Source organism: Brachybacterium netajii (SeqCode) (genome assembly GCF_054114245.1).
Genome location: NZ_JBSYXB010000001.1, coordinates 89,662 through 109,638 on the forward strand (window position 1 = coordinate 89,662; position 19,977 = coordinate 109,638).

A 19,977-nucleotide genomic window follows, 5' to 3' on the forward strand; every position below is an offset into this window, starting at 1 on the left:
CTCCTCCTGCGGGCGACCCGGGTGCCCGGGGCGCGGCGTCGGCGCTCAGGCCGCGGGACCGGCGGGCTTCCCGTAGAGCTCCTCGAAGGTGTCGTCGTAGGAGACGGCGTTGGAGCGGCGCTTGCCCTGGACGGCGTCCACCGCGGACTGCGCGGTCTCGATCGTCGTCTCGGGGGCGCGGATCCGCTTGAACACGATGTAGGCGATGAGGCCCGCGATCGCGGCGATCACGATGAAGACGCCGGCGACGATGAGGAAGGCCGCCCAGTCCGGCAGCCCCGTCCGCTGGAGGCCGGTGGCCGCCGCGAACAGCAGCATGACCCAGGCCGACAGCAGGAGGAACAGCAGCACGGCGGCGCAGGCGGCGATGACGCCCACCTTGATCGCGATCGCCGTGATCTCCTTCTTGGCGATGTCGATCTCGTGGTGGACCACCCCGAGGAGCTCGTCGCGGATGGACTGGACGAGCTCGCCGATGGACCGCTGGGTGGGCGGCGTGCTCGGGTCGTTCGTGGTGTTGATCATGGTCAGAGCCTAACGCAGGCGGGACGGGGGACGCAGGTGATGCGCGGTGCGATCCGCGGCTCCCGACGAGCCGCTCACCGCACCCCGCGAGGGGGCTCAGTCCACGGAGATCCGCTTGCGGCGGGGGACCTCGGCGCGGGGACCCGCGGAGCTCGAGCGGCGGATGACGACCTCCGGGGCGACCGCGACGTCGCGGGCCTCTCCCTCGTGGCCGGAGACGCGCTCGACGAGGAACTGCGCGGCGAGGGCGCCCAGCCGGTCCGAGTTGGGGTCCACGCTCGTGATCTGGGCGATCCCGGAGGCGGCGAGCGAGGTGTTGCCGTAGCCGGCGACCGCGAGCTGGTCCGGGACGGAGAACCCGTACTCGCGGGCCGCAGCGAGCACCCCGACCGCGGCCACGTCGTTCGAGCAGGTGACGGCCGTGGGCACATGGCTGCCGCGCAGGAGCATGTTCCCGGCGGTCTGCCCGACCTGCTCGGTGAAGTCGCCCGGCTCCACCCGCGCATGGTCGGCGAGCCCGTGGCGCTCCATCGCCAGGCGGAACGCGTCGGCGCGCTCACGGGCGACGGCGGCGCCGACTCCGCCCACGTGCGCGATGTCGCGGTGCCCGAGGCTCACCAGATGGTCGACCAGCAGGCCCTGGCCGACCTCGTCGTCGATGCGCACCGAGTCGATGCGGACGGCGAGCTCGCGCGAGCAGCCGATGCCGACGATCGGGCGGTCGCCCACAGCGGTCAGCACGCCCTCGACATCGGCCGGGTCGGAGACCATCAGGAAGCCGTCCACGCCGAGATGGACGAGGTTCTCGATCGCATCGGTGTCCGCCGCGACAGGGTACTCGGGCACGCGCCGACGGGTCGGGACGACGACAGCGGAGCGGCCGGTCGCGGTCAGCTCGATGCGGATCGCGCGCACGAGATCGGAGATCCACGTGTTGCGCATCGTGTTCACGAGCACGGCCACGACGCCGCGATGATCGTCCTCCCCCGCGAGCTCGTCGAGCGGGAAGTTCATGCGCTCGGCGGCCTCGCGCACGCGCACCGCCAGCTGCGGGCGGATGTCGTCGGTCCCGCGCAGCGCGCGCAGCGCGACCGCGCTGGAGATGCCCTCCGCGTCCGCCACATCGCGCAGCGTCGCGCGGGGGGTGGAGGCGGAGGAGGGGTCGCCGGGAGTCTCGGAAGGGGTGCTCGCCTCGTTGCTCATGGACCCATTGAACAGCATCCGGGGCGCTCCCCGGGGCCGCACGCCGTGCGAGGCCCCCGCCCGTCCCCACCTGCGGGGGTTATCCCCCGCTGGTCCGGCGGGAGGGCCCGGTGGGTTCACCCGCGCCGGGCGCCTACTGTCGGTGACATGGAAGACATCTCCGCCCCGCCGCCCTCGCGGCCGCCGGCCCATCCGGCGCCGACGACGCCGGGCCCGCCCCCGCTGTCCCAGCCGCCCCTCCCGACGCGCTCGTCCCCTCCACCGCAGCCGGTGCAGACGTCGCCCCGGCTCTCCTTCGCCGGCGTCTGCTCCGTCGTCCCCGGCGGGATCCTGTTCCTCAGCTGGCTCTGGGTGAGCGTCGCCCTGCTGGTCACCGGCATCGGCGGGCTCTTCGCCCTCGGCACCGGCGTGCTCGTCCTGATCCCCTGGGCGATGCTGATGCAGGCCGCGGTCCGCATCGAGCGCCGACGGGCGGTGGCCGTGCACCGCATCGAGGTGATCGTCCCGCCGCGACGTCGCAGCCGCCGCACCGGGCTCGCCGGATGGCTGCACAGCCTCTGGCTCGAGGTCTGCTCGGGCGCGTTCTGGCGGGGCGTGCTCCACCATCACCTGGCGATGCTCGTCGCCGGGCTCTTCTTCCTCGCCTTCCTCTCCTTCCTGGGGATCTCGTGGACCGCCGGGGACATCGCCGTCCGCGCCGGCGAGCTGCCGCTGGGCGCGATCACGCTGCCGCTGTGGTCGCTGATCGTGATCAGCGCGGCGAGCCTCGCGCTGGCGGTCCTCTCGCTCGTCCTCGGCGGGCTGAGCGACCGCGGTCTGGCCCGGGGGCTCATCTCGGGCTCGGAGGACGATCTGCGCGAGCAGGTGGCCGAGATGAGCGAGCGCCGTCAGGGGGCCGTCGACGCGGCCGCCCAGGAGCGCCTGCGGATCGAGCGCGACCTCCACGACGGGGTGCAGCCGCGGCTGGTCGCCCTGGCGATGACGCTCGGCATGGCCAAGGGCGCGATCCGTCGCGATCCCGATCGCGCGGAGGAGCTCGTCGGCGACGCCCACAGCGAGGCGAAGGGGATCATGACCGATCTGCGCCAGCTCGCCCGGGGCATCCATCCGGCGGTGCTCACCGACCGCGGCCTGGATGCGGCGCTCTCCGCGATCGCCGCCCGCTCGCGCGCCCCCGTGGATCTCCAGGTGGAGCCGCTCTCCGCCCTGGATCGCGAGCGCGAGGCGGTCGCCTACTTCGTCGTCTCCGAGGCGCTGACGAACATCGCCCGGCATGCGGAGGCCACCCGGGCGAGCGTCCGCGTGTCCCAGTCGGGCGATGTGCTGCGGGTGCGGGTCGAGGACGACGGCCGCGGGGGCGCGAGCGTGCGCCGCGACGGCGTCTCGACGGGCCTGGCCGGGCTGACCGACCGCGTCCGTGCGACCGGAGGCCGCCTCGAGGTCGCGAGCCCGCTCGACGGGGGCACCGTGCTCCTCGCCGTCATCCCGCTGTCCGGCGCGTCCGCCGCGTCCGGCGCATCCGCCGCATCGGCAGCCGCCCCCACCGGGCTCGCCCCGGCCCCCGTCGACCACCAGGAGGTCTCCCGATGAGGATCGTCATCGCCGACGATGCCGTGCTGCTGCGCGCCGGACTCGAGCGCCTGCTCACCGAGTCCGGCCACGAGGTGGTCGCCGCGGTCGGCGACGCCACCGCGCTGCTCTCCGCCATCAGCTCCCACCGACCGGATCTCGCGGTCGTGGACGTGCGGATGCCGCCGACGTTCACCGACGAGGGCGTGCGCGCCGCCACCCTCATCCGCCAGCAGGATCCGGACGTCGCGCTGCTGGTGCTCTCCCAGTACGTCGAGGAGCGCTACGCCTCCGAGCTCATCGCCGACTCCCCGCAGGGGCTCGGCTACGTGCTCAAGGACCGCGTCGCCGACGTCGAGGACTTCCTCCAGGTCGTCGACGAGGTCGGCGGCGGCGGCACCTGGCTCGACCCCGAGGTCGTCCAGCAGATCTTCATCCGTTCACGCCGTCGCCGAACCCTGGAGACCCTCACCCCGCGCGAGCGCGAGGTGCTCTCCCTGATGGCGCAGGGCCGCTCCAACCAGGCCATCGCCGATGCCCTGTTCGTCTCCGCCGGCAGCGTCGAGAAGCACATCTCCTCGCTGCTGTCCAAGCTCGACCTCCCGCCCGTGGACGGCGAGAACCGCCGTGTGATGGCCGTCCTGCGCTATCTCGAAACCGAGGATCGCTGATGAGCACCGACCTGCATCCGTCCCCTGCTCCCCGACCGGCACCGCTGCCCGCCTCGGCATCGCTGCCCGCCCCGGCACCCGCGACCGCCGATGACCGCCGCGGCGTCGACATCGACCCCGCCCGCCGCCTCTCCCCCGGTCCCGGCCGCGGGAACGGGTGGCGCGTCGCGACCGTCGTGATCGCCGTCGTCGTGAGCGCCCTCGCGGTCGTCTCCCTGGTCGCGTCGACGGTCGTGCCCTGGGCCATCGGCCGCTCCTACCGGGTGATCCCCGCGACCCTCGCTCTGGGGACCCCGTCGTCCCTGACGCTCGACGTCGACGTCGCGGACGTCCGCATCGTCCGCGACGCCGAGGCCGATGAGGTCACGGTCGCGCTCGTGGCGGACGGTGCGACCCGGCTGCCGGAGACGGAGGAGAGCGTGCGCGCGACCATGCGGGACGACGGCACCGCCTCCGCGCCGGACCTGACCATCCGACAGCCCGTGCGGACCGGACCCATCCCGTGGGTCCACGACGCGCGCGACGTCCTGGTGGTCGTCCCCGCGGACCTCGCGCTCGACCTCGATCTCACCTCGGACCTCGGCAATGTGGAGGCGGAGGGCCCCTTCGGATCGCTGCTCGTGGTCTCCTCGCTCGGCGACGTCGACCTCACCGGAGTGAGCACGACCGGCATCGTCGACGTCTCCGCCGATATGGGATCGATCCGCGCCGACATCGATGGCGGGCGAGCCGCGGACATCGCCCTGCGTTCGTCCCTCGGCGATGTCGACCTGGTCGTCGAGGAGGGGACCTCCGGCGCGATCGAGGCCTACGCAGACACCGGGAGCATGACGGTCCAGGTCCCGGGCGATGCCCGGTGGGAGATCGACGCGCAGGCCGACATGGGGGACGTCGACGTCGACCGCTCGATCACCGGTGCCGACGGCGCCTCGGCGGGCACGATGACGCTCACCACCGACCTCGGCGACATCCGCGTCACCCGCTGAGCGCAGCGCATCGGCGCACAGAGCGCCGACCAGCAGGACGCCGACACGCAGAACGCCGACGGGCGGCGGAGCCGAGATGGCTCCGCCGCCCGTCGGCGTCAGCGATCGGCGCGACCGTCGGCGATCGGCGCGACCGTCGGCGATCGGCGCGACCGTCGGCGATCGGCGCGGCCGTCAGCGCTTGCCGGTCAGGCCCTGCTGGATGAGGTCCATGACGGACGAGTCCGCGAGGGTCTGGGTGTCGCCCACCGTGCGGTTCTCGGCGACATCGCGCAGCAGACGGCGCATGATCTTGCCGGACCGGGTCTTGGGCAGCTCGGTCACCAGCAGCACCTTCTTGGGCTTCGCGATCGGCCCGATCTCCTTGCCGACGTGCTGGCGCAGGATCTCGACCGCCGCGGCCTCGCCGCCGGCCTCCGCGACCGCGTCCGCAGCGCTCTCGCGGAGGATCGCGAAGGCGACGACCGCCTGGCCCGTGGTCTCGTCGGCCGCGCCGACGACCGCCGCCTCCGCGACCCACTCATGGCTGACGAGAGCGGACTCGATCTCCATCGTGGAGAGGCGATGGCCCGAGACGTTCATGACATCGTCCACACGGCCCAGCAGCCAGATGTCGCCGTCCTCGTCCTTGCGGGCGCCGTCCCCGGCGAAGTACTTCCCCGGGAAGCGGGACCAGTAGGTCTCCAGGAACCGCTCGGGGTCCCCCCAGATGCCGCGGAGCATCGCCGGCCACGGCTCGGAGAGGACGAGGTAGCCGCCCCGGCCGTCGGGGGTCGGCTCGCCGGAGTCGTTGAGGACCTCGGCCGAGATGCCCGGCAGCGGGACCTGCGCGGAGCCCGGCTTGGTGGCGGTGATGCCCGGCAGCGGCGAGATCATGATCGCGCCCGTCTCCGTCTGCCACCAGGTGTCGACGATCGGGCAGCGGTCCTGGCCGATCACGCGGCGGTACCACATCCACGCCTCGGGGTTGATGGCCTCGCCGACGCTGCCGAGCAGGCGCACCGAGCTCAGGTCGAAGCCGGCCGGGATCTCCTCGCCCCACTTCATGGCGGTGCGGATGGCGGTGGGCGAGGAGTAGAACAGGGAGACCTTGTGCTTCTGGACGATCTCCCACCAGCGGCCCTGGTGCGGGGTGTCCGGGGTGCCCTCGTAGATGACCTGCGTGGCCCGGTTCGTCATCGGCCCGTAGACGACGTACGAATGCCCGGTGACCCAGCCGATGTCGGCGGTGCACCAGTAGACGTCGGTCGCGGGCTTGAGGTCGAAGACCGCGCGATGCGAGTAGCTCACCTGCGTGAGGTAGCCACCGGTGGTGTGGACGATGCCCTTGGGCTTCCCGGTCGTGCCGGAGGTGTAGAGGATGAACAGCGGATGCTCGGCCTCGACCCACACGGGCTCGTGCTCGGCCGATGCGCTCTCGCGGGCCTCGTGCCACCACACGTCGCGGTCATCGGTCCAGGCGACCTCGCCGCCGGTGCGGCGCACCACGAGCACCTTCTCGACGCTGCGGCCGCCGCCGGCGAGCGCCTCGTCGACCGCGGGCTTGAGGGGCATCGCCTTCCCGCGGCGGAACTGGCCGTCGGCGGTGATGACGACACGGGCCTCGGCGTCCTCGATCCGGGAGCGCAGCGCCTCGGCGCTGAAGCCGCCGAAGACGACGGAGTGCGGGGCGCCGATGCGGGCGCAGGCGAGCATCGCGAAGACGGCCTCGGGGATCATCGGCAGGTAGATGGCCACGCGGTCGCCGGTGCGGACGCCGAGATCGAGCAGCACGTTGGCCATGCGGCTGATCTCGTCCTTGACCTGGGAGTAGGTGAAGGAGGCGTCGGAGCCGTCCTCGTACTCGGCCAGGAGCGCGACCTGCGCGCCGTGCCCCGACTCGACGTGGCGGTCCACGCAGTTGTAGGCGGCGTTGAGGGTGCCGTCGGCGAACCAGCGCGCGAAGGGCGGGTTCGACCAGTCCAGGGTCTCGGTGAAGGGCGTGTTCCAGCTCAGCAGCATCGCCCGGGAGCGCCAGAAGGCGAGGCGGTCGCGCGCGGCCTCCTCGTACAGCGAGGGACGGGCCACCGCGTTCTGGACGAACTCGGTCGGCGGCGAGAACGTGCGGGTCTCCTGCGAGAGGTTGTCGATACCGGTGGCGGCGTCGTCCGACATCTGCGCTCCTGAATCTCGGGTCCCGCGCGGCGCGGGGACGGTTCGGTCGGCGACACCCTATCGCGCTGAGATGCAGCTCACTGCCAATCCGGTGAAGCCGTCGCCTGCGCCGCTGACGTCCTGATCAGCGGCGACGACGGTTCCTCGAGCCCGCCGAGGGGTCTGCGCAGGGCGGACGCGCACCGGCAGTCCGCAGGAGGAGCCGGTCCGACGATCCCCCTCCGGGAGGGATACCGTTGCCGCATGGCCCTCGAAACCGCATCGTCGAGCCCGACCTCCCTCTTCGACCCCGTCAGCCTCCGCGGCATGGCGATGCGCAACCGGATCTGGCTCGCCCCGATGTGCCAGTACATGGTCGAGGCCGAGGACGGCGTGCCGACGGACTGGCATCTGGTGCACCTGGGCGCCCGCGCCGCCGGAGGCTTCGGCCTGCTCATCACGGAGGCGACGGCGGTCTCCCCCGAGGGACGCATCTCCCCGCGGGACACCGGCATCTGGAACGACGAGCAGGTCGCCGCCTGGTCGCGCATCACCGCCTTCTCCCGGGCCCAGGGCGCGCCGATCGCCGTGCAGCTCGCGCATGCCGGGCGCAAGGCCTCGGCCTGGCCGACGCTCCCCCGCTATGCGAACCGTCGCGGTTCGATCCCGGAGTTCGCCTCGGGCTGGCGGACCGTCGGGCCGACGGCGGAGCCGTTCCCCGGCTTCGAGGCACCGGACGCGCTCCGACCCGAGGAGGTGCGCGCGGTCGTCGCGGACTTCGAGGCGGCCGCCGTCCGTGCCCTCGCCGCCGGGTTCGATGCGATCGAGCTGCATTTCGCCCACGGCTATCTGGTCCACGAGTTCCTCTCCCCGCTCGTGAACACGCGCCAGGACGAGTACGGGGGCGACGAGGCGGGCCGCCGCCGGCTCGCGCTCGAGGTTACCGCGGCCGTGCGCCGCGCCTGGCCCGAGGACCGACCGCTGCTGGTGCGCATCAGCGCCACCGACTGGATCGACGGCGGCTGGGACGTGGAGCAGTCGATCGCGCTCGCGCGCGAGCTCGAGGCGCTCGGCGTCGACGCCCTGCACGTGTCCACGGGCGGGGCGGTCATCGCCGACATCACGATGGGCCCGCAGTACCAGGTGGGGTTCGCCCGCGCGATCCGCGATGCGGTGAGCATGCCCGTCGCGGCCGTCGGTCTGATCGCCGATCCGGCGGAGGCGCAATCCGTCCTGGACCGCGGCGACGCCGACTACGTGGCCCTGGGACGGGTGGCGCTGCGCGAGGCCGGCTGGCCCCAGCGGGCCGCCCATGAGCTCGGCGTGAGCGATCCGGAGCTGTATCCCGACCCTTACCGCCGCGGCTCCTGGTGACCGGCGGGACCATCCTCCTGACCGGAGCGACCGGCGGCGTCGGCTCCGCCCTCGCGCTGCGGCTGGCCGCCCGCGGGGAGCGCCTCCTGCTCTCCGCGCGGGACCGTCCCCGTCTCGAGGCCCTCGCGACGCAGGTCGAGGCGCGCGGGGGCACGGCGGAGATCCATCCCTGCGACCTCCGCGACCAGGACGCCGTCGCCGCCCTCGCCCGCCGAGCCCTCGCCGCGGAGGCACCGCCATCCGCCCTCATCTCCTGCGCGGGCCATTCGATCCGTCGGCCCCTCGCCGACTCCCTCGATCGGCCGCACGACCTCGTGCGCCTGGCGGGCACGAACACGCTGGGCCCGGCCGCGCTGATCCTGGCGATGCTCGGCCCCCTGCGCGAGGCCGGCGGAGGCCGCATCGTGGCGGTCACGAGCGCGACGGCCCGCATCCCGGCGCCGGGGTTCGCCGCCTACGGGGCGTCGAAGGCGGGCCTGGACGCCTGGTTGCGGGCGGTCCGGCCCGAGGCGGAGCGCTGGGGCGTCGGCATCGCGATCGTCGAGCTCCCGCTCGTGGCGACGGCGATGGCGGAGCCGACCTATGGCGCGGCGCCGCGCGGCGCGCTCTCCCCGGAACGGGCCGCGGAGCGGGTGCTGCGGGCGCTCGACGGACGCGCGACGCTGCTCTCCCCGTGGTGGGCACGGGCCGGGGCGACGCTCTCCCAGGCGCTTCCGGCGTCCTCCGCCCGCGCGGCGGGCATCGCCGGGCGCCTCGCACAGGGCATCATGCTCAGGGAGCGTCGCGGCGCCGACGGGACGAGGGGCGTCCCCGGCCCGCGGGAGGGAGATCGTCCATGAGGCTGCTGCAGGCCGGCACCGCGCTGCGGCTGCGCGCCGCCGTGCGCCCGGGATCGGTGATCCTCACCGACGTGCGCGGGGAGCTGACCGCGCGGGACCTGTTCGACCAGGTGCAGCTGTTCGCCCGTCGCGGCACCCGCCCGCCCCATCTGTCCGAGCTGCCCGCCGATGCCCCGCTGCGGACCGTGCTCGTGACGGCGCTGGCCGACGGCGGGCGCATCTCGCTGCGCTCGAGCGGCACGACGGGTGCTCCGCACTCCCAGGAGCGCGGCCCTCTCTCCGCCGCCCAGCTGCGCACCCTGGCGGACCTCGCCCGACGCATCGGCCTGCGCGGCGGCGCGCGCGTCGCGGTCGCGGCCCCGGGCGTCCACGGCCACGGCCTCCTGCTCGCCCTCGGGTCGCTCGGGCTCGGGGCCCCGCTCATCGATCTCAGCCATTTGGGCGCCGACGAGCGGGTGACCCTGCTGCACCGGACGTCGCCGACGATCCTCTCCGGCGTCCCCGTCCATCTCTCGGACCTCCTGCAGGCGGACCGGGAGCTCGGCGGCAACCGCACGCTGCGCATCCCCCGCATCGTCTCCGGCTCGGACGTCCTGTCCGAGGAGCTGCGCGCCGATCTCGCGCGCCATTGGCGGGCGCGGGTCCACGACGTCTACGGAGCCACCGAGACCGGCACGATCAGCGTGGACGGGGTGCCGCTGCGGGGCGTGCGCGTGCGCGCGGAGGACGGCCTGCTGCGCGTGCGCTCCCCCTTCACGGCAGGGAGCTGGGTCACCACGGACCGCGGGCGCCTCGAGCCCGACGGGCGGATCGTCGTGGAGGGTCGGGCCGACGGGCGGATCTCCTCCGGCGGCATGCTCCACGATCCCCGGGCGGTGGTGCGCCTGCTGCGCATGCAGCCCGGGATCGAGCAGGTCAGCCTGCGGATGCTGCCCGACGCCCGGTTCGGTCGCCGCACGGTCGCCGAGGTCCGGGTCGCCCGCGGCACGACGGTCACGCCCGACGGGCTGCGGGCCCTCGTGAGGGACCGCCTGGGTGCCGCCTCGGTGCCCCGCGAGGTCATCCTGCACGGCGGCGGGCCCTCCGAGGAGATCAGCAGTCGGGGACGCTGACCGGCACCCCGGTGACGGCGAGGCCTCCCCGCGCCGTCTCCTTGTAGCGCTCGTCCATGTCCTTGCCGGTCTGCCGCATGGTCTCGATGACGGCGTCGAGGGAGACGAGGTGCTCGCCGGTGCCGCGCAGCGCGACACGGGCGGCGGTGATCGCCGCGACCGCCGCCATCGCATTGCGCTCGATGCACGGCACCTGCACCAGCCCGCCGACGGGATCGCAGGTCAGACCCAGATTGTGCTCCATGGCGATCTCCGCGGCGTTCTCCACCTGCGCGGGCTTGCCGCCCATCGCCTCGCACAGCGCCCCGGCGGCCATCGAGCAGGCGGAGCCGACCTCGCCCTGGCAGCCGACCTCGGCGCCGGAGATCGAGGCCCGCTCCTTGTAGAGGGATCCGATCGCCCCGGCCGTGAGCAGGAAGCGCACGGCGATCTCATCGGGGTCGACGCCGTCGATGTAGGTGGTGGCGAAGTGCAGCACGGCGGGGATGATCCCCGCGGCCCCGTTGGTCGGGGCGGTGACCACCCGGCCGCCCGCGGCGTTCTCCTCGTTGACCGCGAGCGCCGCGAGGGACACCCATTCGACGGCGTTCATCGGCAGGCGCGCCGGGTCCTCGACGCTGAGGGAGTCGTACCAGGCCGCGGCGCGGCGCGGTACCCCGAGGCCGCCGGGGAGCACTCCCGGCGTCCGCATCCCCCGCTCGACGCACTCGCGCATCGCATCGCGGATCGCGAGCGCCCCGGCGCGGATCTCCTCGTCGCCGCGCCATTGCCGCTCGCGCATCAGCATCGCCTCGGAGACGGAGATGCCATGCTCCGCGCACACCCTCAGCAGCTCGGCGGCGGAGGAGAACACCGCGCGCCCGTCGTCCTCGGCGGCGGCGATCTCGGCGATCGGACGGTCCATGTCGGCCGCGTCGACGACGAACCCGCCGCCGACGGAGAACACCGTGCGCCGTCGCAGCTCCTCGCCGTCCGCGCCGAGGGCGACGAAGGCCATGCCGTTGGAATGCTGGGGCAGGAAGGTCAGCGGGTGCAGGACGATGGCGGAGGGCCGCAGCGCCACCTCGCGCCGGCCGCCGAGCCGGAGCCCGCCGTCGGCCTCGATCCGCGCGACGCGCGCACGGCCGACGACGGGGTCGACGGTCTCGGGATCCATGCCCTCGAGCCCCATGATCACGGCGTCGAGGGTGCCGTGCCCCGATCCGGTCGCAGCCAGGGAGCCGTACAGATGCACCTCGACGTCCACGAGCGCAGGGCCGACGACCGGGTCGTCGAGCGCGTCGCGGGCGAAGGCGGCCGCCGCCCGCATCGGGCCGACGGTGTGCGAGCTCGACGGACCGATCCCGATCCTGAACAGGTCGAACAGGCTGATGCTCATGGGCCTCCCTCGCAGGGCGCGGCCGGCGACGCTGCCGGACCCGCTCAGCACATCATGCCCGTCCGATCACCCGCGCGCGGGTGATCCCGGACGGCCGCTCAGCGACCGCCGCGACGCTGACCGCCGGAGGACGGCTTCCCCCCGCGTCGGCCGCCGGTCTGCTGGCCGCCGGCGCGCTGGCCGCCCTTCTGCCGGCCGCCGGACGGACGCTGCCCGTCGGAAGAGCGCTGGCCGCCCGAAGAGCGCTGGCCGCCGGAGGGACGCTGGCCCGAGGACTGCTGCCCTCCGGAGCGGCCCGCCCCCTGGCGCCCGCCGCCGGAGCCCGCGGAGGAGCGCCCGCGGAAGGAGCCCTCGGTGGAGCCGCCCCGCTGAGCGCCCGAGCGCTGGCCGCCCGAGCGCTGTGCACCGGAGCCCTGGCCGCCCCCGCGGGAGCCCGCCGTGCGGGAGCCGCCCGTGCGGGAGCCGCCTCCGCGACCGCCGCGGCCTCCGCGACCACCCCGGCCGCCGGTGGGCGCGGGCTCCTCCTCCCAGGAGGCACGACGCTCCTCGTTGAGGCGGCGCTCGGTCGCCTTGCGCGAGTTCGCGCCGGTGGTCTTGGAGATGTCGAGCTTGCGGGGGGCGCCCTTGTACTTCACGGTCGCCGGGTCCTCGACGGGCTCGCCCGTCGGGCGTCGGCCGCCGAGCACGCCGATCTCGGGCTCCTCGCCGGTGGCGATCTCCGTCCAGCTCGGCTCGACGTCGGCGCTCTCGAGGATCCGCCGGGTCGAGTTCGTCTGGTGCGGCAGCGCGAGGGTGACCACGGCGCCGGACGCCCCGGCGCGGGCGGTGCGTCCCGAGCGGTGCACGTACTCCTTGACGTCGTCCGACGGATCGACGTGGACGACCATCGTGACGTCGTCGATGTGCAGGCCGCGAGCGGCGACATCGGTCGCGACGAGCACCGGGAAGGCACCCGCGCGGAAGCCGGCGAGGACGTTCGTGCGCAGGCCCTGCTGCTTGTTGCCGTGGAGCGCGGCCGCGGCGATGCCGACCTCGACGAGCTCCTGCGCGACGCGCTCGGCGCCCAGCTGCGTGCGGGTGAACAGCAGCGTGCGCCCCTTGCGGGCGGCGAGGCGGGCGGTCGTCGCGCGCTTGGCCTCGGGGGCGATCGCGAGGACGTGATGGTCCATGCTCGCGACGGCCGCGGCGACCGGGGTGGTCTCGTGGGTGACGGGGTCGACGAGGAAGGCGTCGACGATCTCCTCGACCTGTCCGTCGAGGGTCGCCGAGAAGAGCATCTTCTGCGTGCCCATCTCCGTCGCGGCGAGGATGTCGCGCACCTGCGGCAGGAACCCGAGATCCGCCATATGGTCCGCCTCGTCGATGACCGTGGTCTCCACGCGGTCGAGCATGAGGTCGCCGCGCTCGGCGAGGTCGATCAGGCGGCCCGGGGTCGCGACGATGATCTCGACGCCGCGGCGCAGCGCGTCGGCCTGCTTCTCCACGTTCATGCCGCCGGCGACGAGCTGGGCGCGGATGCCGACCGCGCGGGCGAAGGGATGGATCGTGTCGACGACCTGCACGGCGAGCTCGCGCGTGGGGACGAGCACGACGCCCAGCGGACGATGGCGGTGCACGCCGCGACCGCGGAAGCGGGCCGTCATCGCGAGGGTGAAGGCGAGGGTCTTGCCGGACCCGGTCTCGGCGCGCGCGAGCACGTCGCGCCCCGCGAGGGCGTCGGGGAGGATCGCCTCCTGGATCTCGAAGGCCCGGGTGAAGCCGTGATGGGAGAGCTCCCTGAGGAGCTCCTCGGGCAGCGCCATGTCCTCGAAGCGGCTCGAGCTGTGGGCGGAGCGGCGGCGAGCCTTGGGCATGGTGATCCTCCTGACGATGCGGACCCGTCCATCATCCCTCATGGGAGACTGGGGGCACGATGCTCAGGACACTCATGACCTCGAAGATCCACCGTGCCACCGTCACGCAGGCCGACCTGCACTACGTGGGCTCGGTGACGATCGACGCCGATCTCGTGGACGCAGCGGGCCTGGTCGAGAACGAGCAGGTCACGATCGTGGACATCGCGAACGGCCAGCGGCTGACGACCTACGTGATCGCCGGCGAGCGCGGCAGCGGTGTGATCGGCATCAACGGTGCCGCTGCTCACCTCGTCTCCCCCGGGGACCTCGTGATCATCATGGCGTACGGCCAGATGGACGAGATCGAGGTCGCGGCGCACACCCCCCGCGTCGTCCACGTCGACGCGCAGAACCGGATCGTCGCCCTCGGGTCCGACGCCGCGGAGCCCGCCCCCGGAGCATCCGATCAGCACAGCGGTCGGCACAGCATCGGCGTCCGCTGAGGCGGAGCGCGGCGGTCCGTCGACGGCGGCGCATCCGGCCGGGAAAGCCCTGTCCGAGCTTCGGACCTCCGTCGCCGCGAGCGCGGCGCGCGCCTAGGATCGACGCCATGCTCTCCCCCGCCCTCCCCGTGACGGCCTCCTCCGCCCCGGCCCGTCCCGGCGCGCGCCGACCGACAGCATGAGCGGGGTCCTCTCCGGCTTCTTCGTCGTCTGGTCGATGATCTTCGTCGGCTGGATCGTCGGACGCGCCGGAGTGCTCGGGCCCCAGGGCCGCTACGTCCTGAACCGGGCGACCTTCTTCGTCTCCTCCCCCGCGCTGGTGCTCGTCGGCCTCCTGAGCTCCGAGCCCCGCGAGATCCTCTCGACCCCCTTCCTCGTCGCCGGCGTCTCCGGCCTCGCCACCGGCGGCCTGCTGATCCTCGGGCTGCGCCTGTTCACCAAGCGGCGCGGCCCCGACCTGGTGGTGGCCGCGATCAGCGGCTCCGTGGTCAACGGCGCGAACATGGGCTTCCCGATCGCGCTCTACGTGCTCGGGGACATCTCCCATGCGCTGCCGGTGATCCTCTTCCAGCAGGCCGTGTACAACCCGCTGTTCCTGTTCGTCCTGCATGCCATGACGGAGGAGTCGAAGCTCGGCGCCAAGGGCGTGCTGCGCAACATCGGCGCGAATCCGACGATCATCGCGGCGGCGATCGGGATCGTCCTCTCGATCGTCGGGGTGAGGGTGCCCGGCGTCGTCCTCGAGCCCCTGCAGTCGCTCGCCGACATGGCGATCCCCGCGATGCTGCTCGCCTACGGCCTCTCCCTGCACGGCTCGAAGCCGCTCGCGAAGGACGACGGCTACCGCGGGCTCATCGCCGTGTCCTCGGCGTCGAAGCTCGTGGCCATGCCCCTGATCGCGCTCGGCGTGGGCGCCGCGATCGGGCTGCGCGGGCAGTCGCTGTACGAGGTGACGGTGATGGCCGCGCTCCCGACCGCGCAGAACGTCTTCGTCGCCGCCTCCCGCTACCGCGCCGCGGAGAACCTCGCGCGGGACACCGTGCTCATCACCACCATCGGCACCGTCGTCGTCCTGCTCGCGCTGTCCTCGTTCCTCGGGCATTGACACCGGCGTGCGCGGCGGCGCGGTAGCATGGCTCCGTGACTCGACAGCTTCTGCTTCCGTAGTCGCGTCGGAGGACATCGGCCCGCCCGGCGATCCCAGATCGCCCCGCGCATGCCTGATGCCGACGCGGCTCCCCTCGCTCGCGCGGGGGTTTTTTCATGTCACGACACGCTTGCACGCGGCGCAGGCCGCACCGAGAACCCGGGGAGACGATCGCCCATGAGCGAGGCACCGTACCGCTACACCGCCGCGGTGGCGGATGAGATCGAGCAGCGCTGGCAGCAGCGCTGGGACGAGGACGGCACGTTCCATGCCGTCAACCCCGTCGGCGCGCTCTCGGATGGCACCCCCGCCGCCGACCTGCCCGAGAAGTCCTACATCATGGACATGTTCCCCTTCCCCTCCGGGACCGGGCTGCACGTGGGCCACCCGCTGGGCTACATCGCGACCGACGTCGTCGCCCGCCACCAGCGCATGATGGGCAAGAACGTCCTGTACACGATGGGCTACGACGCCTTCGGCCTGCCGGCCGAGCAGTACGCCGTCCAGACCGGCACCCATCCGCGGCAGACCACCGAGGCGAACGTCGCCAACATGCGCCGCCAGCTGCACCGGCTGGGCCTGTCCCACGACCCGCGCCGCTCGCTGGCCACCACGGACCCCGAGTTCGTGAAGTGGACGCAGTGGATCTTCCTGCGGATCTTCGACTCCTGGTACGACCCCGAGGCGCCGAACGCCGACGGCGTCGTCGGCCGCGCGCGCCCCGTCGCCGAGCTGCGCACGGGCCTGCGCGACGGCAGCGTGGACCCCTTCGCCCTCGCCGAGCGCCAGGGCATCGAGCTGCCCGAGACCTGGTCCGGCCGCACGGTCGCCGACGTCCCGGGGGCCGACGACGCCGCGATCGAGGAGCTCGTGGGCGCGTTCCGCCTGGCCTACATCTCCGAGACCCCGGTGAACTGGTGCCCGGGCCTCGGCACCGTGCTGGCGAACGAGGAGGTCACTGCCGAGGGCCGCTCCGAGCGCGGCAACTTCCCCGTGTTCACCCGCCGTCTGCGCCAGTGGAACATGCGCATCACGGCCTACTCGGACCGCCTGATCGACGATCTCGACCGCGTGGACTGGCCCGAGGCCGTGCGCTCCATGCAGCGCAACTGGATCGGGCGCAGCCACGGCGCGCAGATCACCTTCGCGGTCGTCGGCGCTGAGACTGCTGAGACCGCTGAGACCGCCGCCTTCGACGTGTTCACCACCCGCGCCGACACCCTGTTCGGCGCGACCTTCTGCGTGCTCTCCCCCGAGCACGCGCTGCTGGACGAGGACGCGACCCTGCCGTCGGCCTGGCCCGAGGGCACCCTCGACGCCTGGACCGGCGGTGCGGCGACCCCCCGCGAGGCCGTGGCCGCCTATCAGGCGCGCGCCGCCGCGCTCGACGATGCCGAGCGCACCGCCGACGATCGCGAGAAGACCGGCGTCTTCACCGGCCTGTTCGCGAAGAACCCGATGGACGGCCGCGAGCTGCCCGTCTTCACCGCCGACTACGTGCTGACCGGGTACGGGACCGGCGCGATCATGGCCGTCCCCGCGGAGGACGAGCGCGACTACGCCTTCGCCGAGCGGTTCGAGCTCCCGATCATCCGCACGGTCCGCCCTCCGGAGGGCTTCGAGGGCGGTGCCTGGACGGGCGACGGCGAGAAGATCAACTCCTCGAACGGCGACCTGGACCTCGACGGCCTGGACAAGGACGAGGCCAAGGCCCGCGCCACCCGCTACGCGACCGAGAAGGGCTTCGGCCGCGCCCGCACCACGTATCGTCTGCGCGACTGGCTGTTCTCCCGCCAGCGCTACTGGGGCGAGCCCTTCCCGGTCGTCTACGACCCCGAGCACCCGCACGAGCCGATCGCGCTGCCCGAGTCGATGCTGCCCGTCGATCTGCCCGAGGTCGCGGACTTCTCGCCGAAGACCTTCGACCCGACCGATGCGGACACCGAGCCGCAGACGCCGCTGTCGCGGGCCGAGGACTGGGTCGAGGTCGAGCTGGACCTGGGGCAGGGCCCCCGGACCTACCTGCGCGAGACCAACACGATGCCCAACTGGGCCGGGTCCTCCTGGTACCAGCTGCGGTACATCGATCCCGGCGACGACGACCACCTGGTGCGCGCCGAGAACGAGGAGTACTGGCTGGGCGCCCGCGAGGACGGCGGCGTCGGCGGCGTGGACCTGTACGTCGGCGGCGTCGAGCATGCCGTCCTACACCTGCTGTACTCGCGGTTCTGGCACAAGGTGCTGTTCGATCGCGGCGACGTCTCGAGCCAGGAGCCGTTCCACCGGCTCTTCAACCAGGGCTACATCCAGGCCTTCGCCTACACCGATGCGCGCGGCGTCTACGTGCCGGCCGACGAGGTCGTCGAGGAGGCCGACGGCTCCTTCACCTACGAGGGGGCGCCCGTCTCCCAGGAGTACGGGAAGATGGGCAAGTCGCTCAAGAACTCCGTGACCCCCGACCAGATGTACGAGGAGTACGGCGCGGACACGCTGCGCGTGTACGAGATGTCGATGGGTCCGCTGGACCTCTCCCGCCCCTGGGAGACCCGCGCCGTGGTCGGCTCGCAGCGCTTCCTCCAGCGGCTGTGGCGCCTGGTCGTCGACGAGGAGACCGGCGAGCTGCTGGTCTCCGACGACGCCGCCTCGACCTCGACCCTGCAGGCGGTCCACCGGACCATCGACGGCGTCACCCGCGACATGACCGCGATGCAGTTCAACACCGCGATCGCGAAGCTCATCGAGCTGGTGAACCACCTGACGAAGGCGGCCTCGGACGGCACCCGCGCGTCCCGCGCCGCGGTCGAGCCGCTGATCCTGATGGCCTCGCCCTTCGCCCCGCACATGGCCGAGGAGCTGTGGAGCCGGCTGGGCCACGAGGGCTCCCTCGCCCGCGTCGGCTACCCGGTGGCCGATCCCGAGCTGCTGAAGGCCGACGCGGTGGTCTGCGTCGTCCAGATCAAGGGCAAGGTCCGGCACAAGCTGGAGGTCGACCCGGAGATCTCCGAGGCCGATCTGGAGGCGCTCGTCCTCGCCGAGGAGCGGGTGCAGCAGCTGCTCGAGGGGCAGACCGTCCGCAAGGTCATCGTGCGCGCGCCGAAGATCGTCAACATCGTCGTGTGACCTCTGCGCCGCGGCCCCTGCGCGGGGCCGACGGCCGGCGCCAGCACCGCCCCGGAGCCCTTGCGGCCCCGGGGCGGTGCCGCGTCTCGGGGCGGTGCGCGTCCGGCGCGGTGCTCATCCGGACAGGCGCGCATCCGGTGCGGTCCGCGCTGCGCGAGTACTCCTCCCCAACGCCCCGTCGTCCACAATCGCGGGTGCTCGCGGGATCCTGGCGGCGGCTCCCCTCTACGGTCGGCGCATGGACGAGATCTGGGGATGCGACACCGACGACATGCTTGCTCTGGCCGATCGCTTCATCGAGGCGGCCGAACGGCTCCGACGCCTGATCGAGCTGCTGCGCTCGAGCTCGACCGCGGTGGCCTGGGAGGGCCCCGACGCCGACGCCCACCGCGAGACTGCGCGCTCGGTCCTCGCCGATCTCGAGGGGATCGGGGCGGCCGTCGGCGACCACGGCGAGGCGCTCGACGGGGAGGCGGCCGCGCAGGACGACGCCTCGGCCGCGGAGTCCGGCGGCCTGGGGACCGGGCGCGCCGGGCTGGGTGCCGGGGCGGCCTCGCCCTCGCTGCGCACGGAGCTTCCCGACTGGCATCCCCTGTCCGGGCGGACGGGCGAGACCGGACCCGCTCCCGCGCCGGGCCTCGGCTCCGGGGGCGCCGGCGGCTCCGGCGTGGGGACGACGGACGTGCCGACGGGCGGCGTCGAGTCCTGGGGGCCGGCCATCGGCGGACCGATGGGGCCGGCCGCCGGCGGGCACGGTGCAGGCACGGCAGGCGAACCGACGGGCGGCAGCGTGGACTGGGGACCGATGATCGGCGGGCCGATGGGGCCGACGATCGGCGGCACGGGCTACGGCAGCATCGATCCCGTCGGCACGGTGAAGACGCTGGGCGAGGGGCTCGCGAGGATGCCCCGCTACCCCGTCCCCGACGGCGGCGAGTACAGGATCGACCCCGAGCAGCTGCAGCTCGCCGAGCAGCGTCGCCGGACGATCGCCGCGCACATCCCCGGCGTCAGCACGGTCCAGCAGGCCATCGGGCTGCACGACCTCCAGCACGCAACGCTCGACGAGATCGAGGGGAACGCCCGCGCGGCCGGCATGACCGCCGCGCTGCCGGCGGTCGGTGCCGGTCGGATCTCGCTGGCGCTGAGCGAGCCGGTGATCGGTGAGCGCTCGATGGCCCGCCAGCTGCTCACGAGCGTCGACGAGGAGATCGCCAACTACCAGCAGACCGGTCAGGAGGTCTCCGAGGCGATCGGCGATCGGGACGCCGGCGCGGCGATCGGGGCGATCGAGCGCGGCGGGTACCGGCATATCGGGGTGCTGGCGGATCGGGTCACGGCGAACGGGATCCCCTCGACGTTCGATGCGGCCGGCGGGGCGGTCGGCGGAGTGGGCGACATCGTCGAGCCGTTCAGCCCGGAGGCGGCCGAGTCCCTGCGCGGCACCGAGGATCGCCTCGTCGGGTACGGCGACCGCGTCGAAGGCTTCATCGACGATGTGACCGACACCGAACAGCTCTACGCCCTGCGTCGTGAGTACATCCGCACGCCGTGGGACGAGTGATGGCGGCTCCTGCTGCAC

Annotated in this window: 15 protein-coding genes; 10 read left to right on the forward strand and 5 right to left on the reverse strand. The window is 73.3% G+C overall.

The window, feature by feature from the left end:
- Window positions 1-45: 45 nt before the first annotated feature.
- On the reverse strand, window positions 46-525 hold the full coding sequence (locus ACXET9_RS00430; RefSeq protein ID WP_457883827.1) for a phage holin family protein: 480 nt from the start codon (window positions 523-525) through the stop codon (window positions 46-48).
- Window positions 526-621: 96 nt separating this feature from the next.
- Window positions 622-1,728, reverse strand: coding sequence for a LacI family DNA-binding transcriptional regulator (locus tag ACXET9_RS00435; RefSeq protein ID WP_457883829.1), 1,107 nt, complete (start codon window positions 1,726-1,728; stop codon window positions 622-624).
- Between the two features lie 270 nt (window positions 1,729-1,998).
- On the opposite strand from ACXET9_RS00435, the gene ACXET9_RS00440 reads away from it, so the two are divergent.
- The 3 genes from ACXET9_RS00440 to ACXET9_RS00450 are packed head-to-tail and all read left to right on the forward strand — an operon-like array spanning window position 1,999 to window position 4,954.
- Window positions 1,999-3,318: a histidine kinase gene (locus ACXET9_RS00440; protein ID WP_457883831.1), complete on the forward strand. Its 1,320-nt coding sequence runs from the start codon at window positions 1,999-2,001 to the stop codon at window positions 3,316-3,318.
- A complete protein-coding gene (locus ACXET9_RS00445) occupies window positions 3,315-3,968 on the forward strand; it encodes a response regulator transcription factor (protein WP_457883832.1) in 654 nt (217 codons plus the stop codon). The genes ACXET9_RS00440 and ACXET9_RS00445 overlap by 4 nt, the downstream gene beginning before the upstream one ends.
- Window positions 3,968-4,954 (forward strand): DUF4097 family beta strand repeat-containing protein, encoded by a 987-nt coding sequence (locus tag ACXET9_RS00450; protein WP_457883833.1) that lies wholly within the window; start codon window positions 3,968-3,970, stop codon window positions 4,952-4,954. Before ACXET9_RS00445 ends, ACXET9_RS00450 begins: the two co-directional genes overlap by 1 nt.
- A 174-nt stretch (window positions 4,955-5,128) precedes the next feature.
- Here ACXET9_RS00450 and acs read toward each other — a convergent pair whose 3' ends face one another.
- The gene (acs, locus tag ACXET9_RS00455; RefSeq protein ID WP_457883835.1) at window positions 5,129-7,108 is read right to left on the reverse strand and encodes an acetate--CoA ligase; all 1,980 of its coding nucleotides are present in this window, start codon (window positions 7,106-7,108) and stop codon (window positions 5,129-5,131) included.
- A gap of 243 nt (window positions 7,109-7,351) precedes the next feature.
- Between acs and ACXET9_RS00460 the strand changes: the two genes are divergently transcribed.
- The 3 genes from ACXET9_RS00460 to ACXET9_RS00470 are packed head-to-tail and all read left to right on the forward strand — an operon-like array spanning window position 7,352 to window position 10,412.
- The gene (locus tag ACXET9_RS00460) at window positions 7,352-8,461 is read left to right on the forward strand and encodes an NADH:flavin oxidoreductase/NADH oxidase (RefSeq protein WP_457883836.1); all 1,110 of its coding nucleotides are present in this window, start codon (window positions 7,352-7,354) and stop codon (window positions 8,459-8,461) included.
- A complete protein-coding gene (locus tag ACXET9_RS00465; protein ID WP_457883838.1) occupies window positions 8,458-9,300 on the forward strand; it encodes an SDR family NAD(P)-dependent oxidoreductase in 843 nt (280 codons plus the stop codon). The genes ACXET9_RS00460 and ACXET9_RS00465 overlap by 4 nt, the downstream gene beginning before the upstream one ends.
- On the forward strand, window positions 9,297-10,412 hold the full coding sequence (locus ACXET9_RS00470; RefSeq protein WP_457883840.1) for an AMP-binding protein: 1,116 nt from the start codon (window positions 9,297-9,299) through the stop codon (window positions 10,410-10,412). The genes ACXET9_RS00465 and ACXET9_RS00470 overlap by 4 nt, the downstream gene beginning before the upstream one ends.
- On the opposite strand, the gene ACXET9_RS00475 is transcribed toward ACXET9_RS00470, so the two are convergent.
- Window positions 10,393-11,790 (reverse strand): L-serine ammonia-lyase, encoded by a 1,398-nt coding sequence (locus ACXET9_RS00475; RefSeq protein WP_457883842.1) that lies wholly within the window; start codon window positions 11,788-11,790, stop codon window positions 10,393-10,395. The two genes, ACXET9_RS00470 and ACXET9_RS00475, sit on opposite strands and share 20 nt — an antisense overlap.
- Before the next feature lie 98 nt (window positions 11,791-11,888).
- The gene (locus ACXET9_RS00480; RefSeq protein WP_457883844.1) at window positions 11,889-13,643 is read right to left on the reverse strand and encodes a DEAD/DEAH box helicase; all 1,755 of its coding nucleotides are present in this window, start codon (window positions 13,641-13,643) and stop codon (window positions 11,889-11,891) included.
- A gap of 59 nt (window positions 13,644-13,702) precedes the next feature.
- On the opposite strand from ACXET9_RS00480, the gene panD reads away from it, so the two are divergent.
- The 4 genes from panD (at window position 13,703) to ACXET9_RS00500 (ending at window position 19,959) form a co-directional block, all read left to right on the forward strand.
- The gene (gene panD / locus ACXET9_RS00485) at window positions 13,703-14,128 is read left to right on the forward strand and encodes an aspartate 1-decarboxylase (RefSeq protein ID WP_457883846.1); all 426 of its coding nucleotides are present in this window, start codon (window positions 13,703-13,705) and stop codon (window positions 14,126-14,128) included.
- 178 nt (window positions 14,129-14,306) lie between these two features.
- Window positions 14,307-15,233 (forward strand): AEC family transporter, encoded by a 927-nt coding sequence (locus tag ACXET9_RS00490; RefSeq protein WP_457883848.1) that lies wholly within the window; start codon window positions 14,307-14,309, stop codon window positions 15,231-15,233.
- 219 nt (window positions 15,234-15,452) lie between these two features.
- The gene (gene leuS / locus ACXET9_RS00495; protein WP_457883850.1) at window positions 15,453-18,395 is read left to right on the forward strand and encodes a leucine--tRNA ligase; all 2,943 of its coding nucleotides are present in this window, start codon (window positions 15,453-15,455) and stop codon (window positions 18,393-18,395) included.
- 238 nt (window positions 18,396-18,633) lie between these two features.
- Window positions 18,634-19,959 carry a hypothetical protein gene (locus ACXET9_RS00500; RefSeq protein WP_457883852.1) on the forward strand — a complete coding sequence of 442 codons (1,326 nt, stop codon included), beginning with the start codon at window positions 18,634-18,636 and terminating at the stop codon, window positions 19,957-19,959.
- Window positions 19,960-19,977 lie beyond the last annotated feature (18 nt).

What these genes read in the sequence shown, in the direction of transcription:
- ACXET9_RS00480 (WP_457883844.1), bottom strand. Translation starts at nt 13,643, where the DNA reads ATGCCCAAGGCTCGCCGCCGCTCCGCCCACAGCTCGAGCCGCTTCGAG.
- acs (WP_457883835.1), bottom strand. Translation starts at nt 7,108, where the DNA reads ATGTCGGACGACGCCGCCACCGGTATCGACAACCTCTCGCAGGAGACC.
- ACXET9_RS00500 (WP_457883852.1), top strand. Translation starts at nt 18,634, where the DNA reads ATGGACGAGATCTGGGGATGCGACACCGACGACATGCTTGCTCTGGCC.
- ACXET9_RS00445 (WP_457883832.1), top strand. Translation starts at nt 3,315, where the DNA reads ATGAGGATCGTCATCGCCGACGATGCCGTGCTGCTGCGCGCCGGACTC.
- ACXET9_RS00460 (WP_457883836.1), top strand. Translation starts at nt 7,352, where the DNA reads ATGGCCCTCGAAACCGCATCGTCGAGCCCGACCTCCCTCTTCGACCCC.
- ACXET9_RS00430 (WP_457883827.1), bottom strand. Translation starts at nt 525, where the DNA reads ATGATCAACACCACGAACGACCCGAGCACGCCGCCCACCCAGCGGTCC.
- ACXET9_RS00435 (WP_457883829.1), bottom strand. Translation starts at nt 1,728, where the DNA reads ATGAGCAACGAGGCGAGCACCCCTTCCGAGACTCCCGGCGACCCCTCC.
- panD (WP_457883846.1), top strand. Translation starts at nt 13,703, where the DNA reads ATGCTCAGGACACTCATGACCTCGAAGATCCACCGTGCCACCGTCACG.
- ACXET9_RS00475 (WP_457883842.1), bottom strand. Translation starts at nt 11,790, where the DNA reads ATGAGCATCAGCCTGTTCGACCTGTTCAGGATCGGGATCGGTCCGTCG.
- ACXET9_RS00450 (WP_457883833.1), top strand. Translation starts at nt 3,968, where the DNA reads ATGAGCACCGACCTGCATCCGTCCCCTGCTCCCCGACCGGCACCGCTG.
- ACXET9_RS00470 (WP_457883840.1), top strand. Translation starts at nt 9,297, where the DNA reads ATGAGGCTGCTGCAGGCCGGCACCGCGCTGCGGCTGCGCGCCGCCGTG.
- ACXET9_RS00490 (WP_457883848.1), top strand. Translation starts at nt 14,307, where the DNA reads ATGAGCGGGGTCCTCTCCGGCTTCTTCGTCGTCTGGTCGATGATCTTC.
- leuS (WP_457883850.1), top strand. Translation starts at nt 15,453, where the DNA reads ATGAGCGAGGCACCGTACCGCTACACCGCCGCGGTGGCGGATGAGATC.